The sequence below is a fragment of the Streptomyces sp. NPDC052109 genome, from assembly GCF_040680195.1.
In the GTDB taxonomy this organism is placed as follows: Bacteria; Actinomycetota; Actinomycetes; order Streptomycetales; family Streptomycetaceae; genus Streptomyces.
This window is the reverse complement of record NZ_JBFAWF010000017.1, coordinates 31,855-47,070: the sequence shown is the minus strand read 5'-3', so window position 1 is coordinate 47,070 and position 15,216 is coordinate 31,855. Positions and strand designations below refer to the sequence as shown.

The window sequence follows — 15,216 nt, the reverse complement described above, 5'->3', positions numbered from 1 at the left end:
TGCGGCGGGTGCCCCTGTCCGCAGCACGCCGGCACGTCCTCTCCCCGGACCCGCCCCGCACCGGGCCCTGCCCCCTGAGCGGTCACGCCGGCGATAACCGGTTTGCCCGTGCTCGGGTCTCCCCGGAGAATGCGGCCCCATGGGACATCTGGAAGCCGCGCACCTCGAGTACCACCTCCCCGACGGGAGGGCCCTGCTCGGGGACGTGTCCTTCCGGGTCGGGGAGGGCGCCGCCGTCGCGCTGGTCGGGCCGAACGGCGCGGGGAAGACGACCCTGCTGCGGCTGATCTCCGGCGAGCTGAAGCCGCACGCCGGCACCGTCACCGTCAGCGGCGGCCTCGGCGTGATGCGCCAGTTCGTGGGCTCCGTACGCGACGAGACGACCGTACGGGACCTGCTCGTGTCCGTCGCGCCGCCCCGGATCCGGGAGGCGGCGAAGGCCGTCGACGAGGCCGAGCACGCCATCATGACCGTCGACGACGAGGCCGCCCAGCTGCGGTACGCGCAGGCCCTCGCCGACTGGGCCGAGGCACGCGGTTACGAGGCCGAGACCCTGTGGGACATGTGCACCACCGCCGCGCTCGGGATGCCGTACGAGCGGGCCCAGTGGCGCCAGGTGCGCACCCTCTCCGGCGGCGAGCAGAAACGCCTCGTGCTGGAGGCGCTGCTGCGCGGCACCGACGAGGTGCTGCTGCTGGACGAGCCGGACAACTACCTCGACGTGCCCGGCAAGCGGTGGCTGGAGGAGCAGCTCAGGGAGACCCGCAAGACCGTCCTGTTCGTCTCCCACGACCGTGAACTCCTCGCCCGCGCCGCAGAGAAGATCGTCTCCGTGGAACCGGGCCCGGCCGGCGCCGACGCCTGGGTGCACGGCGGCGGCTTCGCCACCTACCACGAGGCCCGCCGGGAACGCTTCGCCCGTTTCGAGGAGTTGCGCCGCCGCTGGGACGAGAAGCACGCCCAGCTGAAGAAGCTCGTCCTGAGCCTTCGTCAGGCCGCGGCGGTCAGCCACGAGTTGGCCTCCCGGTACGCGGCCGCCCAGACCAGGCTGCGCAAGTTCGAGGAGGCCGGGCCGCCCCCGGAGCCCCCGCGCGAGCAGGACATCACCATGCGCCTGAAGGGCGGCCGCACCGGCGTCAGGGCCGTCACCTGCGAGGGACTCGAACTCACCGGCCTGATGAAACCCTTCGACCTGGAGGTCTTCTACGGCGAACGGGTCGCCGTCCTCGGCTCCAACGGCTCCGGCAAGTCGCACTTCCTGCGCCTGCTCGCCGGCGAGGACGTCGCCCACACGGGGGAGTGGAAGCTGGGCGCGCGCGTCGTACCCGGGCACTTCGCGCAGACCCACGCGCACCCCGAGCTCCAGGGCCGCACCCTGCTCGACATCCTGTGGAAGGAACACTCGCAGGACCGCGGCGCGGCCATGTCGAGGCTGCGCCGCTACGAGCTGACCCTGCAGGCCGAGCAGGCCTTCGACCGGCTCTCCGGCGGCCAGCAGGCCCGCTTCCAGATCCTGCTGCTGGAGCGGGCGGGCGCCACCGCGCTGCTGCTGGACGAGCCGACCGACAACCTCGACCTCGAGTCGGCCGAGGCTCTGCAGGAGGGCCTTGAGGCCTTCGAGGGAACCGTCCTCGCGGTCACCCACGACCGCTGGTTCGCCCGTTCCTTCGACCGCTACCTGGTCTTCGGCAGCGACGGCCGGGTCCGCGAGACCCCGGAACCGGTCTGGGACGAACGCCGGGTGGCACGGGCCCGCTGACCCCCGCCGGGGTCACGGGCCGGCAGGCCGTACGGGCCCGTTCCGGCAGCGGGCTGGGTACAGGGCGGTCACCTCCGGCGCAGCAGCGCGCCCAGGCTGCCCGCCCCGGCCTCCGAACACGGCCCGGCCGTGCGGCTCCGGCGCGTGCCGCTGCCCCTCCAGGGCGTCCTGCACCGCCCGGCAGGTGGGCTCGTCCGCGCCCTGCCGGGCCAGCTCCCGGGTGACCGCCTCCGCCCGCAGACGGCGTCGTTGCCGCTGGTCCTCCGTGTGCACCGAGGTGCCGACGTATGCAGAGGCCCACGACCCCGGATGTTCGTACAGTGGACTCAGGAACGCGAGCTCCATGGATTCCTCCCGGAAACGCTCGGGGCAGTGCAGGCCGGGCGGGTAACCGGCCGGGACCCACGGACACGGACACGACGAGCGGGGCACCACATGACCGGAGTCGACCCCAGCCGACTGGACGACCAGCAGCTCATGAAGGAGCTGGAGACGATCCACCGCACGCGCCACGACACCCTCCTGTACGGCTCGAACGACGCGCTGCGGACCCACAACGAGCGCATGGCGCAGCTGGAGGGCGAGTATCTGCGCCGCAACCCGCGCCGCCTGGTCAGCGCGGGCCGCACCCGGGAGGGCGCCCGTGACCGGCGGTGCGGCGAGGCGGCGACTCCGGAGGCGTTCGGCACCTGACCGGCCGCCGGACGTTCTCCCCCGGCGCGACCCGGCGCGACCCGGCGCGACCCGGCGTTCCCCCAGGGCCCGTGCGCCCGCGCGTAGCGGGCGCGCGAAAGGGCCGGCCCGTCGGGCCGGCCCTCGAAAGAGGCCGCGAGTCGCAGGACGCCGCGAGTCCTAAAACGCCGCAGGTCAGCCGGGTTCCCCGGCGAACACGTGCAGGAACGCGGCGCAGAACGCCTGCAGATCGTCCGGCTTGCGGCTGGTCACCAGCTGGTTGGAGCCGTGGTCGCAGATCTTGACCTGCTCGTCCACCCAGGTGCCGCCCGCGTTGCGGATGTCCGTCCGCAGGCTCGGCCAGGACGTCAGCACCCGGCCCCGTACGACGTCCGCCTCCACCAGCGTCCACGGCGCGTGGCAGATCGCGGCGACCGGACGGCCCTGGTCGAAGAATTCCTTCACGAACGCGACGGCCTTGTCGTCCATCCGCAGGAAGTCCGGGTTGGCCACCCCGCCGGGCAGCACGAGACCGCCGAACGACCCCGCAGACGCCTCGCCCACCACCTCGTCCACGTCGAAGGTGTCCCCCTTGTCGAGATGGTCGAACGCCTGGATCTTCCCCGGCTTCGTCGACACCAGCACCGGCTGGTGCCCGGCGTCGGAGGCCGCCTTCCACGGCTCGGTCAGCTCGACCTGCTCAACGCCCTCGGGCGCCATGAGAAACGCGATACGCATGAATCCTCACTCTCCTTCCGGCTCTCCTTCCGCGGTGTCGGGTCCGCCTCCCCGGCCCGGGCGCGCCGCCGGGCCGCCCGTCGGCAGCGCCACAGCTCCTCGCCGTACGGCGCCACCACGCACAGCCCGATCGCGAGGCCGATGCCCGCCAGGTAGCGGGGCGACAGCGGGCGCCGGCGCGGCAGCAGCCGCCAGGCGTCCGGATCGCCGCGGCCGCCCCGCAGCAGCGAACGCACCTGGTCGGCGTGCAGGCACATCAGCGACGCGAGCGCGCCGACCGGCAGCGACTCCAGAAAGCTGTGGATGTGCTGCTCGACCGGCTTGACCTCCCGGTCGCTGTCGACGGCCGTGCGCACGTCCCACAGCGCCGTCGCCTCGTGCACCGCCGCCGCCCCGAGCTGCACGCTCAGTACCAGCGGATTGATCCGGCAGCACAGGGTCAGCGCGATCGGCGCCCCGACCTCCGCCATCATCAGCGCGTGGATCAGGGACTCCTTCGTCCCGGAGGTGTCCTCGATCCGGGTGCGCCGGTGCATCGCCCAGTCGGCGAGCCCCGGCACGAACCAGCCGGGCAGCAGCCCGTACAGCAGGAACCGGGTGGTCGCCACGTCGACGTCGTCACCGGCGCCCCGTGCGATGTCCGCTGCCTGACCCCGGCTCATCCGGCGGCCGCCAGCGCCTCGGCCAGCTGCTGCACGTTCTCGTACCGCGCCGAGTGCGGCAGTCCGGCCACCGCGTCGATCAGGCCGCTGGGCGCGTTCCGCCGGCGCAGCATCCGGGCCAGGTCACGGGCCGTCGCCGGGAAGGAGCCGCGGCTCAGGGTGCGGGTCAGCTCCGACCGCACCCGCTCCAGGGACGCCGGTGAACCCAGGCCGCCCACGGGCCCGCTCCACACCTCCGGATCGTCGTCGGCGGCCGGCTCCGGGTCGTGCCACTCCTCGACCCGTGTCGGATGCCCGGACCTCAGCAGGCCCTTCAGCTCGTGCTTCATCTCGTCGTCGCGATGGACGTTCAGACGGTCACTGCCTCGCTGCATGTCTGCCTCCACCAGGGGCTAGCTCTTGTCCTTGCCCGGCAGGAACTCCTGCACCTTCGCCTTCAGCCCCTGCTTGATCACCGACCCGCGGTCTGCGTCGCCCTTGAGGATCGACGCGGCCGTCGCCTCCATCTGCTCCCAGGTCGCGTGCGGCGGGATCGGCGGTACGGCGGGGTCGGTGAGGAACTCGATCACACACGGCCCGTCGGCCTCCAGGGCCTTCCGCCAGCCCGCCTCCACGTCCTCCGGCTTCTCCACCCGTACCCCGGTCAGGCCGAGCGAACGGGCGAACGCCGCGTACTGCACGTCGGGGATCGACTGCGACGGCAGGAACGACGGGGCTCCCTCCATGGCCCGCATCTCCCACGTGACCTGGTTCAGGTCCTGGTTGTTCCATACGGCCACCACCAGCCGCGGATCCGACCAGCGGTCCTGGTACTTCGCCGCGGTGATCATCTCCGCCAGGCCGTTCATCTGCATCGCGCCGTCGCCGACCAGCGCGAACACCGGCCGGTCCGGATGCGCGAACTTCGCACCGATCGCGTAAGGCACCCCCGGGCCCATCGTCGCCAGCGTCCCGGACAGCGAACCGCGCATGCCCGGCCGCATCGTGATGTGCCGCGCGTACCAGTTGGCGACCGAACCGGAGTCGGAGGTCAGGATCGCGTTCTCCGGCAGCAGCGGGTCCAGCGCCCGCGCCACGTATTCCGGGTTGATCGGATCGGCCGACAGCCCGGCGCGCCGGTCCATCGTCTCGTGCCAGCGCCGTACGTTCGCGCACACCGTGTCGTACCACTCGCGTCCGCCCCGGTCGGCGTTCAGCAGCGGGATCAGGCGCCGCAGCGTCGCCTTCGCGTCACCGACGAGGTTCACCTCGTACGGGTAGCGCATGCCGATCATGTGCGCGTCGATGTCGATCTGCACGCCCCGCGCCTTGCCGAACTCCGGCATGAACTGCGTGTACGGGAACGACGAACCGATCGTCAGCAGGGTGTCGCAGTCCCGCATCAGCTCGTACGACGGGCGGCTGCCCAGCAGCCCGATCGGCCCGGTGACGTAGGGCAGCTCGTCACTGAGGACGTCCTTGCCCAGCAGCGCCTTCGCGACGCCCGCGCCGAGGAGCTCCGCGATCTCCTGGACCTCCGCGACCGCGCCGGCCGCGCCCTGGCCGACCAGCACCGCCACCTTGTCGCCCTCGTTCAGCACGTCCGCCGCCCGGCGCAGCGCCTCGTCCGTCGGGGTCGCCGTGTAGTCGCTCATGCCCAGGCTGGAGGGCACCATCTTGAACTCGTGCGTGGGCGGCGAGTAGTCCAGTTCCTGCACGTCAGCGGGGATGATCAGGGCGGTGGGGCAGCGCCGGGCGTACGCGGTGCGGATCGCGCGGTCCAGCACGTTCGGCAGCTGCTCGGGCACCGTCACCATCTCCACGAACTCCGAGGCGACGTCCTTGTACAGCGTGTGCAGATCGACTTCCTGCTGGTAGGAGCCGCCCATCGCGGTCCGGTTGGTCTGGCCGACGATCGCCAGCACCGGCACGTGGTCGAGCTTGGCGTCGTACAGGCCGTTCAGCAGATGGATGGCACCCGGCCCCGAGGTCGCCGCGCACACCCCGATCCGGCCGCTGAACTTCGCATAGCCGACCGCCTCGAAGGCGGACATCTCCTCGTGCCGGGACTGGATGAACCGCGGCCGGTCCCCGGCACGGCCCCACGCGGCGAGCAGCCCGTTGATGCCGTCGCCGGGATAACCGAAGACCTGTTCCACTCCCCAGGCGCGCAGGCGCTCGAGGATGTAGTCGGAGACCTTGGTGCTCATTGAGGGACCTCCCCGGTGGGGTGAGAACGGACGATCCGTGTCAGCAGCTACCGAGTCACCTGCGCGAGGGACGGAAAACCTCCCCATGCCGTGGTCGCGGGGCCCGTCGGCGGCCCCGCACACGAACGGCGGGCGTGTCCGTCACCCGGCCGGGCGTGGCGTGTCCTGCAAATGGGGCCCGGCGCGCGCGCGGCCGCGCCGGGCGGGCTGTGATGGCAGCGGGGGCACGCCCTGTGCCCCCGTACCCGTGACGCCGTCGTCAGTGCCACCGCACCGCACCGCCGTACCGGTGTCCGGCTACCCACCACCGCCGACCGTCCCGCCGAGGAGCCCGTCACATGCGCCGCACCGCCCGTGCCCTGTCCGTCGCCTTCGTCGCCGGTGCCGCGCTCGCCCTGACAGGGCCCGCCGCGACCGCCGCCGACACCGGCCCCGGCGCCGTGTACCCGCCGGGCACCGCGGCCCGCGGCGACCTGCCCGGGCCCGTGTATCCGACGGGCGCCGCGGCCCCAAGGGACGTTCCGGGCCTCCTCTATCCGACGGACGCCCGCGGCGACGTAGCGGGGCCCGTGTATCCGACGGACACCGCCGCCCGCAGCGACGCAGCGGTCCCTGCGTATCCGCTGGACACCGCCGCCCCGAAGGACGCGTCCGGCCCGGTGTACCCGTACCCCACGCCCGGTTACTCGCCCGGCACCGCGGCCCGCGGCGACGTCCCCGGCCGCCTGTACCCGACGGGCACCGCCGCCCGAGGGGACGCCCCCAGCCCCCTGTACCCGACCCGTGCATCAGCCCCCGGCGACGTACCCGGCGCGTGCGTCACACCCCAGCAGTGCGGCCGGCCCCAGGCCGGTGCGGCCACGTGCCGGCCCGGCGAGCCCTGCCCGGCCCGGGACGAGCCGGGCTGCAAGCCGGGTGAACCCTGCCCGAGCGGTACGGCCTGCAGGCCGGGGGAGAAGTGCGCCGACCGGGCTCCGTGCCGCGAGGCCGGCCAGTGCCACGGCGACGACCACGCTTGCGCCGGCACCGGAACCTGCCTTGACGACGGCCACGGAAGCCCGCTGCCCCACGACCAGCCCCACTCCAGCGGGCACGACTGCCGAGGCCCCGGTGACCGGCAGGCCGACGGCACCGACGGTTGCGGCCCGGCGACCGTGCAACACGGTGTCGAGGCCGGTGAGGGCGGCGCCTTCACCGACTCGGTACCGGCCCTCGCCTCCGGAGCCGCCCTCATCGCCGCGGCCTGCGGCGGAGCCGGCTACCGGCTGTACGGCCTCCGGCGCGCCGCGGGCGGCCGGCCCACGGACATGTGACCGGGGCGACGGCCCCCGCCCCCATGGAGGGCCGCCCGGCGGGTACACGCCCTCACGAGAACACCGGCAGGCGACACCCACACCCGACCGACACCCGAGCCACGGCCGCCACCGACGGAGGACACGGGCGGCGGACGGCCCCGACCGACACGACAGGCCAGGGACACACCCGGCACCCGGCAGCCCACGACGACACGGCCCGCCCCGGCCATCCGGCCCGGCGGCACACGGCACCAGGACCGCGCGGAGGCGGACATGCGGCGGACGGACCCCGAGGGCCACGGCCCCGTCCGCTACGGCCCGCCCCCGCCCGGCGACGGCCTGCCCGTGCTCCCCGAGCTCACCGCCGTGCTCGCCGCCGCCGCGGGCCGCGCCGACGCCCAGCCCGTCGGCGGCGCCCCCGCCCTCCTCGAGGCGGCCTGCGGCTACTGGACCCGGCGCGGACTGCCCACCGTCCCCGACCAGGTGGCCGCAGGCCCCGGCGCCCCCGCCCTGCTGCTCGCCCTCACCGCGGCACTCTCCGGCGACGGCGCCGACATCCTCGTCCCCCGGCCCTGCGCCGCGTGGTGGGCGCCGTACGCGCGGGTGCTCGGCCGGCCCGCCTACCATGTGCCCACCCCCGCCGAGAGCGGCGGCGTTCCCGACCCGTACGCCCTGCTGGAGACCGTCCGCCGGGTGCGCGCCGAGGGCGGCGACCCGCGGCTGCTCGTGCTCTCCGTCGCCGACGACCCCACCGCCACCGTCGCCCCGCCCGAACTGCTCCACGAGGCCGTCGAGGCCGCCACCGCCGAGGGGCTGCACCTGGTCAGCGACGAGACCTGGCGCGACACCCTGCACCATCCGCACGACACGGTCCTGCTCAGCCCCGCCGAGATGCGGCCCGACCGGGTCACCGTGGTCTCCGACCTCGCCGGCGCGCTGCTGCCGCCCGGCTGGCCCGCCGCCGTCGCCCGCTTCCCGGCCGGCGAACCCGGACAGCGGCTCCACGCGCGCGTGCTCGACATCCTCACCGCGCTCGGCGCCCGCATCGCCGCACCCGTCGCGGCGGCCGCCGGCTACGCCCTCGACGAACCCCAGCCCGTCACCGAACGCCGCGAGGCCGCCGTCCGGCTGCACGCGCGCGTGGCCGCCGCCGCGCACGCCGCCGTCGTCGCCGGCGGCGCACTCGCCCGCCCGCCGCAGGCCGGCCGCCACCTGTACGCCGACCTCGGCCCGCTGCGCGAACCCCTCGCCGCCCAAGGAGCCGGCGACGCCCAGGAGTTGGAGGACCTTCTCACCACCCGGCTCGGCATGCCCGCGCCCGGCGGACACCGGTTCGGCGACGACCTCGGGGCGCTGCGCGTACGCCTCGCCACGGGCCCACTGCTCGGTGCCACGGACGAGGAGCGCGGGGAATGCCTCACGTCCCCCGCACCGTTGGAACTGCCACACGTGCAACGCGCGTTGATCTCCTTGACGTCGGTCCTCGACGACCTCCGCGACGAAGCTCAGCGATGGGAGCCTCCTCGATGACGCAGCAGACGCACGAGCCCGAGACGCACGAGCCCGAGACGCACGAGCCCGGATCGGCCACGACGACCACGACGACGACTGCCACGACCGCCTCGACCACGACTGCCACCACCGCCTCGACCACGACCACCGCCACCGCGACGACCACCACGGCCACCGCACCGGCGCGCGGCACGGGCACGCCGGCTGCCCCCTTTCCCCCGCTGGCCGAGCCCCGGCCGCTCGGCGAACACCGCGTGTGGCCCCGCACCTTCCACGACAGGCTCACCGCCCCGCTCCCCGGCCTCAAGGCCCTCGCCCGCTTCGCCCGCGAAGGCGCCGTACGCCCCGGCCGCGAAGGCATCGCCGCCATTCCCCGGCTTCCCTGCGCACCCGCCCCGCTGCCCCGCGTCGACACCCGCACCCTCGCCGTCACCTGGGCCGGACACGCCAGCTGGGTGGTCCGGATCGGCGGCCTGACCGTCCTCACCGACCCGGTCTGGTCCCGCCGCATCCTCGGCACCCCGGCCCGCATCACCCCCGTCGGCGTCCCCTGGGAGTCCCTGCCGCCCGTCGACGCCGTCGTCATCAGCCACAACCACTACGACCACCTCGACGCCCCCACCCTGCGCCGACTCCCGCGGGACACCCCGGTGTTCGCACCGGCCGGCCTCGGCCGCTGGTTCCGGCGCCGCCGCTTCACCCGCGTCACCGAGCTGGACTGGTGGGAGGGCGCCGAACTGTCCGGCGTCCGCTTCGACTTCGTGCCCGCCCACCACTGGTCCAAGCGCACCCTCACCGACACCTGTCACAGCCTCTGGGGCGGCTGGGTCCTCACCGACGCAGACGGCCGGCGCCTCTACTTCGCCGGCGACACCGGCTACGGCCACTGGTTCTCCCGCATCGGCCGCCGCTACCCCGGCATCGACCTCGCCCTCATGCCCATCGGCGCCTACGACCCCCGCTGGTGGCTCAGCGACGTCCACTGCGACCCCGAGGAAGCCGTCCAGGCCACCCTCGACGTGGGCGCCCGCCGCATGGCCCCCATGCACTGGGGCACCTTCGTCCTCTCGGCCGAGCCGGTCCTGGAACCGCTCACGCGGGTACGGGCGGCGTGGGAGAAGGCGGGGCTGGCCGGGGAGGACCTGTGGGATCTCCCGGTGGGAGCTTCGAGGACGATGAACTGAGGCGCCCCGAGGGGGCGCCGTATCGACACGCGGCTCCGCCGCGCGGGCAGGGTCAACCGCGACGAACCCAGGCCCGAAGTGAACGCAGACCCGACGGCGTTACCGAAACCGCCGCAACACACCTGGCATCGCGCTGACCAGAACGGTGAGCGCGACCGCCACCACCACCCCCTCCCACGGCTCCTTGAACAGCGACCCTCCCAAGATGCCGATCACCTGATAAGTGGCCGCCCAGGCCAGACATGCGGGCAGGTTCCCGCGCGCGAACCTCCGCAGCGGCCAGTCCGCCATCAGACAAGCCAGCATCACCGGTATGCGCCCGGCCGGCACCAGCCGGGAGAGCACCAGCACCGCCACCCCGTGCTCCGCCAACTTCCCCCGCGCCTGCGCCAGCCGCTCCTCCGGCGCGCGCGACCGGATCGCCTCCAGCCATCGCGACCCGTTCTTCGATCCCATCCCGCGCCGCCCCAGCCAGTACAGGGCGATGTCCCCGACGAACGCGGCCGAAGAGGCCGTCACGAACACCAACGCCAGGGCGAACGGCGCTGTCTGGTGGAACGCGACCACCGCCGCCGAACTCACCAGCGCCCCCGTCGGCACGACCGGCACCAACGCCCCGAGGAACACCAGCAGAAACAGCGTCGGATACCCGATCGCCTGCTGCGTGGACTCGGTCGTCGCGGTTCTCGACGCGTCGGCGAGCCACGTCACCGCGCGACCTCCAGCCGCACGCTCTCGCCGTGCCCCAGCTTGTGCACGGCCACGTCCGGCGCCGCGGCGGCCGCCAGCCGTACGAACTCGTCACCCGGCGCATGGAACTCGTGCGGGCGCACCGCGTCCATCCCGATCGGCCAGTACGTCCCGTAGTGCACCGGCACCGCAGCCCGCGGCGCCAGCCGCGCCAGCGCCCGTGCCGCCCGTCCCGCGTCCAGATGCCCCGCACCGAGGTACGGCCCCCAGCCGCCCACCGGCAGCAACGCCACGTCCACCGGCCCGACCTGCTCGGCCATCGCGTCGAACAGCCCGGTGTCCCCGGCGAAGTACGTCCGCGCCTCACCCTCCACGACGTAGCCGAGCGCGGGTGAACGGTGCGGCCCCACCGGCAGCCGCCGCCCGTCGTGCAGCGCCGGCACCACCCGTACCAGCAGCTCGCCGACGCGCACCTCGTCCCCGGGGACCACCTCGGTCACCCGCACCTGCCGCAGACGGCGCAGACCGGGCACCGCCCGTGGTGCGCCCCGGGGCACGAGCAGGCGCGTGCCCGGGGCGAGATCCGCCAGGGACGGCAGATGCAGATGGTCGGCGTGCAGGTGCGAGACGAGGACCACGTCGGCGCGACGTGCCTCGGCCGGCGGCGGGGCACCCCGGCGCCGCCGCAGATGCGCCAGCCTTCGGGCGAACAGGGGATCGGTGAGCACCCGTGTGTTCGCGTCCTGCACCGTGCAGGTGGCGTGACCCCACCAGGTGATCTCCACCGGCACCTTCTTCGCCTCCTTCACGCGACTCCCCGAAGCCTACGGGCAGGAGTAGGGTCGGCGGCGAAACCCGGAGGTGAGGGGGGACGCCATGGGACAGCTGCGGGGTTCCTTCGACGCGCTCTCGACCGTGCGCGTCACCGCCATCGCGAGCCTGACCCCCCTGGAGGAACTGGAAGCCGACCCCTTCCTCGTCGACTCCCGCAGCCAGCACGCGATGTGCGCCCGCTGGGCCGCCGAACGCGGATACGTCATCGCCCGGGAGCTCCTCGTCGGCGGGCTGCGCTTCGACCACGGCGCACTGTGGGACGGCGTACGGCCCGGCGTGGACGTCTTCGTGGCCCCCAGCCTGCGCGTGCTCCAGCGGGCCCTGTCCTCGGTCGAGGAGTTCACCGCCGAGTGCGCGCGCCGCGGCGTGCGCGTGGAGACCGTCGGGCGGGCAGAGCCGTCGTACGACGCGCAGATGAAGGCGCGCGTGCACCGCAGGCTCTCCATGCCGACGGCCGGCTACGACGGCCGCTAGGCCCTGTCGTCCCAGCCGTACGGACAGCTAGCCGCCGACGAGGGCGACCAGCTTGATGAAGACCAGGTCGGGATCGACGGTCGGATCCACGACGTCGTCGAGGTCCTCGACCTGGCGGTCGCCGGCCAGCACGAAGAACCCGTTGGCCAGGAAGGCGCGCTCGGCGATCTCGGCATGGCGCTCGGCGTCGACACGGCGGGCCTCGCGCAGGCGGTAGCCGTTGAGCTCCGTCTCGGCGTCGTCGGGGCGGACAAGGCCGTAGAAGCGCTTGCCGGGACGGGCGTTGTGCCGGGCGACCTCGTCCTGGACCCGGAGCCTGATCAGCTCCCGCACGGCTATCCGGTCCGGCAGTCCGGCCGTCTCCCACTCGGTGAGCGGTCTGCCCGTCGCGGTCTCGCCCCGGAACGTGACCGTGGCCATCAGGCACCTCGCTTGATCTGCAGGAGAATGGACTCGTCGGTGATGTCGGTGTCGGCGGCGAGCAGGAACGCCTTGCTGAGGATGACTGCGAGCCGGTCGTCCTCGAACGGCAGGAACACCGCGGACGACCAGGAAGCGGCCGTCCAGCGTGCACCGTTCGGCGATCCTCAGACGTGGCAGGATCCGTTCCCGGGCGTCGCGGCGCGCCTCGGCGCTCCCCGTCAGCTCGCCGAAGGAGGCCCGTTCCCAGTAGGTGCGCCCAGGGCCGCCGTCGGTCCGGTCCGGGTCGGCGGCGATCGAGGTCACGCCCACGAACAGGTCGACGTCCCGCATCGCCTCGCTGAAGACCAGCGGGGGCACCTCGGCGAGCGGTGTCTCAAGCCACTGCCCGCCCCCGAGGGTGCGCTCGGCCTCGTCGGCGTCCCACGGGCCGAGCAGGTCGCTCCTCCACCCTCGGGCCCGGAACAGGGCGTCCTGCGAGTTGCGGCCACCAGGGCGTCGTACGGCATGGCGGGATGATGACAGGGGGACTGACAACGCGATCAAGTCGCCCGCACACGGCTGTGCATGGCGCCTCTGTGACAAGGTGGGGCGAGGCCCGGGCGTCGAGCGGGCCGGGACGTGAGGTGTGCGAGGGGTGCGAGGCGTGCGGTGGCGGCGGATCGCCAGTCAGATCGGGCGGAGCGTCGCCGTATGGGCGGTCTCCACCCTCACCATGCTGGTCCTCGCCGGGCTCCTGCCCGACTTCCGGCTCCAGTCCGCCGACGGCGACAGCGCCACGCGCATCGCGATCACCGCGGCCTGCGGCGCGGGTGCCTTCGGTGTGCTGTCCGCCGTGGTCTGGCCGCTCCTGGTCCGGCTCCTGCTGCTCGTACCCGCCCTCGTGCTGGGCCTGCTGGTCTTCTTCCTCAACGGCTCCCTGCTGCTGCTCGCCCTGCGCGTCAACCCCTCCGGCCGGGGCGACGTGGCCCCCGAGACCGCCGTCATCGTGGCCGCCGTGATGTCCGCCGTCGCCTCGGCCACCGGTGCGGCCCTCGCCGTGCGCGACGACGAGGCCTACCGGCGCCGCCTGCACCGCCTCGCCACCCGCCGCCGCAGATCCGATCCGCCCTGCCCCACGACGCCCGGCCTGGTCGTCGTCCAACTCGACGGCGTCGGCCACGACGTGCTGGTGGAGGCGGTCCGGAAGGGGCTGATGCCGACGGTCGGAAGCTGGCTGGGGACGGGCGACGGCATACCGCGGACCGGCGCCCTTCCGGCGCCGACCCACCGCCTCACCCCCTGGCACACGGACTGGTCCAGCCAGACCGGCGCCAGCCAGCTCGGCATCCTCCACGGCAGCACCTTCGACGTGCCGGCCTTCCGCTGGTACGAGAAGGACCGCGGGGAGGTGATGGTCTGCAACCGGCCGACGAGCGCCGCCGAACTGCAGCGCCGCGCCGTACTGCATACCGGCGACGGCGGACTGCTCACCGTGGACGGCGCCAGCCGCGGCAACCTCTTCAGCGGCGGTGCCGGCGAACAGGCCCTGGTCCTGTCGATCGCGGCCCGCCGCCGGAGCCGGGAGAACCGTTCCCGCGCCGGATACTTCGCCTACTTCTCCGACCCCGCCAACGCCGTCCGCACCGCCCTGTCCTTCGTCGCCGAGGTGGCCCGCGAGATCGGCCAGTCCACCCGCGCCCGGATCCGCAAGCAGCGCCCCCGCGTGAGCCGCGGCGGGCTCTACCCCCTCGTCCGCGCCTTCGCCACCGTCGTCGAACGGGACGTCGTCGTCGCCGCGGTGATGGGGGACATGCTCGCCGGCCGCACCGCCGTCTACGCCGACCTCGTCGCCTACGACGAGGTCGCCCACCACTCCGGCCCGTGCGGCCGGGACGCCGAGAAGGTCCTGCAGCGCCTCGACCGCTGCCTCGCCCTCCTCCAGCGGGTCGCCGAACACGCGCCCCGCCCGTACCGCATCGTCGTCCTCTCCGACCACGGGCAGAGCCCCGGCGAGACCTTCCGCTCCCGCTACGGCCTCACCCTCGGCGACCTGGTCCGGGCCGGGTGCGGGCTGCACGTACCCCGCCGGGCCGAACGGACGCACAGCGGCGCCGAGGCCCGTGCCGCCGTCCGCGCCGCGCTGCGCAGGCCCGTGGAGGAGAGGAGCGGGCAGGTGCGCCGCCCTCCCGGCTCCGAGCCGATTGTGCTGGCCTCCGGCAACCTCGCCCTGGTCTCCTTCCCGGACGTCCACCACCGCATGACCAAGGAGGAGATCGACGAACGGCACCCGGCCCTGCTCACCACCCTCGCCAATCACCCGGGCATCGGTTTCCTGCTGGTGCGCAGCGGCGAACACGACGGCGTGGTGCTGGGTGCCCACGGCGCCGAGATCCCGCTGGCCAGGCTCGACGAGGAGCCCGGTCCGCTGGCCCGCTTCGGTCCCGGCGCCGCCGCCGCGGTCCGCCGTACCCACTCCTTCCCGCACACCGCCGACATCATGGTGAACTCCGCCCACGACCCCGCCGACGGCGAGGTCCTCGCCTTCGAGGAGCAGATCGGCTCCCACGGCGGGCTCGGCGGCGCCCAGTCGCACCCGTTCCTGCTCTCCCCGCTGGAGCTGTCCGCACCGGTCGACGGCGAGGCGGAGCCGACCGGCGCCGAGCAGGTCCACCGCGTCCTGCGCCGCTGGCTGCGCGAGCTGAACGGCCCCCAGGTCCCGCTCACCGAGGGCACCGGCACCGACGACGCCGAGGACGAGCGGGCCGCCTGAAAATCGGCTGCGCCCGCACCGGCGTACCCCCACAC

At 73.9% G+C, this 15,216-nt stretch carries 14 protein-coding genes and 1 pseudogene; 7 read left to right on the top strand and 8 right to left on the bottom strand.

The genetic code is table 11. From position 1 onward, the window contains the following. Nucleotides 1-139 precede the first annotated feature (139 nt). Entirely contained in the window at nucleotides 140-1,759 is a 1,620-nt protein-coding gene (locus tag AB0L59_RS29030) for an ATP-binding cassette domain-containing protein (RefSeq protein WP_365589336.1), read from the top strand. A gap of 114 nt (nucleotides 1,760-1,873) precedes the next feature. Here the strand turns inward: AB0L59_RS29030 and AB0L59_RS29025 are convergent. Continuing rightward, nucleotides 1,874-2,104: pseudogene (locus tag AB0L59_RS29025) on the bottom strand (hypothetical protein); the annotation flags it as partial. Nucleotides 2,105-2,194: 90 nt separating this feature from the next. Here AB0L59_RS29025 and AB0L59_RS29020 point away from each other — a divergent pair. Next, entirely contained in the window at nucleotides 2,195-2,452 is a 258-nt protein-coding gene (locus AB0L59_RS29020; RefSeq protein ID WP_365589333.1) for a DUF6158 family protein, read from the top strand. Nucleotides 2,453-2,626: 174 nt separating this feature from the next. Here AB0L59_RS29020 and AB0L59_RS29015 read toward each other — a convergent pair whose 3' ends face one another. From AB0L59_RS29015 to AB0L59_RS29000, 4 genes are read right to left on the bottom strand one after another with little or no spacing between them, the layout of a single operon-like run. Then, nucleotides 2,627-3,169, bottom strand: a complete 543-nt coding sequence (locus tag AB0L59_RS29015) for a type 1 glutamine amidotransferase domain-containing protein (RefSeq protein WP_365589330.1) — start codon at nucleotides 3,167-3,169, stop codon at nucleotides 2,627-2,629. Beyond that, a complete protein-coding gene (locus AB0L59_RS29010; RefSeq protein ID WP_365589327.1) occupies nucleotides 3,118-3,831 on the bottom strand; it encodes a diguanylate cyclase in 714 nt (237 codons plus the stop codon). The genes AB0L59_RS29015 and AB0L59_RS29010 overlap by 52 nt, the downstream gene beginning before the upstream one ends. Beyond that, the gene (locus tag AB0L59_RS29005) at nucleotides 3,828-4,205 is read right to left on the bottom strand and encodes a DUF2795 domain-containing protein (RefSeq protein WP_365589324.1); all 378 of its coding nucleotides are present in this window, start codon (nucleotides 4,203-4,205) and stop codon (nucleotides 3,828-3,830) included. The genes AB0L59_RS29010 and AB0L59_RS29005 overlap by 4 nt, the downstream gene beginning before the upstream one ends. Before the next feature lie 18 nt (nucleotides 4,206-4,223). Beyond that, complete coding sequence (locus AB0L59_RS29000) at nucleotides 4,224-6,020, bottom strand: thiamine pyrophosphate-requiring protein (protein ID WP_365589321.1); 1,797 nt, start codon at nucleotides 6,018-6,020, stop codon at nucleotides 4,224-4,226. A 338-nt stretch (nucleotides 6,021-6,358) separates the two neighbouring features. Here AB0L59_RS29000 and AB0L59_RS28995 point away from each other — a divergent pair, with 338 nt between their 5' ends. From AB0L59_RS28995 to AB0L59_RS28985, 3 genes are all read left to right on the top strand, one after another. Then, nucleotides 6,359-7,333 carry a hypothetical protein gene (locus AB0L59_RS28995; protein WP_365589320.1) on the top strand — a complete coding sequence of 325 codons (975 nt, stop codon included), beginning with the start codon at nucleotides 6,359-6,361 and terminating at the stop codon, nucleotides 7,331-7,333. A gap of 255 nt (nucleotides 7,334-7,588) precedes the next feature. Beyond that, complete coding sequence (locus AB0L59_RS28990; RefSeq protein ID WP_365589317.1) at nucleotides 7,589-8,845, top strand: aminotransferase class I/II-fold pyridoxal phosphate-dependent enzyme; 1,257 nt, start codon at nucleotides 7,589-7,591, stop codon at nucleotides 8,843-8,845. Further along, on the top strand, nucleotides 8,842-10,011 hold the full coding sequence (locus tag AB0L59_RS28985) for an MBL fold metallo-hydrolase (protein ID WP_365589316.1): 1,170 nt from the start codon (nucleotides 8,842-8,844) through the stop codon (nucleotides 10,009-10,011). Before AB0L59_RS28990 ends, AB0L59_RS28985 begins: the two co-directional genes overlap by 4 nt. A gap of 99 nt (nucleotides 10,012-10,110) precedes the next feature. On the opposite strand, the gene AB0L59_RS28980 is transcribed toward AB0L59_RS28985, so the two are convergent. Together AB0L59_RS28980 and AB0L59_RS28975 are read right to left on the bottom strand one after the other, a co-directional pair. Continuing rightward, nucleotides 10,111-10,722 carry a VTT domain-containing protein gene (locus tag AB0L59_RS28980; RefSeq protein WP_365589315.1) on the bottom strand — a complete coding sequence of 204 codons (612 nt, stop codon included), beginning with the start codon at nucleotides 10,720-10,722 and terminating at the stop codon, nucleotides 10,111-10,113. Then, nucleotides 10,719-11,492 (bottom strand): MBL fold metallo-hydrolase, encoded by a 774-nt coding sequence (locus tag AB0L59_RS28975; protein ID WP_365589554.1) that lies wholly within the window; start codon nucleotides 11,490-11,492, stop codon nucleotides 10,719-10,721. The genes AB0L59_RS28980 and AB0L59_RS28975 overlap by 4 nt, the downstream gene beginning before the upstream one ends. A gap of 85 nt (nucleotides 11,493-11,577) precedes the next feature. Here AB0L59_RS28975 and AB0L59_RS28970 point away from each other — a divergent pair, with 85 nt between their 5' ends. After that, a complete protein-coding gene (locus AB0L59_RS28970) occupies nucleotides 11,578-12,009 on the top strand; it encodes a hypothetical protein (protein WP_365589313.1) in 432 nt (143 codons plus the stop codon). A 27-nt stretch (nucleotides 12,010-12,036) separates the two neighbouring features. On the opposite strand, the gene AB0L59_RS28965 is transcribed toward AB0L59_RS28970, so the two are convergent. Continuing rightward, nucleotides 12,037-12,429 (bottom strand): hypothetical protein, encoded by a 393-nt coding sequence (locus AB0L59_RS28965; RefSeq protein WP_365589311.1) that lies wholly within the window; start codon nucleotides 12,427-12,429, stop codon nucleotides 12,037-12,039. Between the two features lie 637 nt (nucleotides 12,430-13,066). Between AB0L59_RS28965 and AB0L59_RS28960 the strand changes: the two genes are divergently transcribed. Continuing rightward, nucleotides 13,067-15,181, top strand: a complete 2,115-nt coding sequence (locus tag AB0L59_RS28960; RefSeq protein WP_365589309.1) for a phage holin family protein — start codon at nucleotides 13,067-13,069, stop codon at nucleotides 15,179-15,181. Nucleotides 15,182-15,216 lie beyond the last annotated feature (35 nt).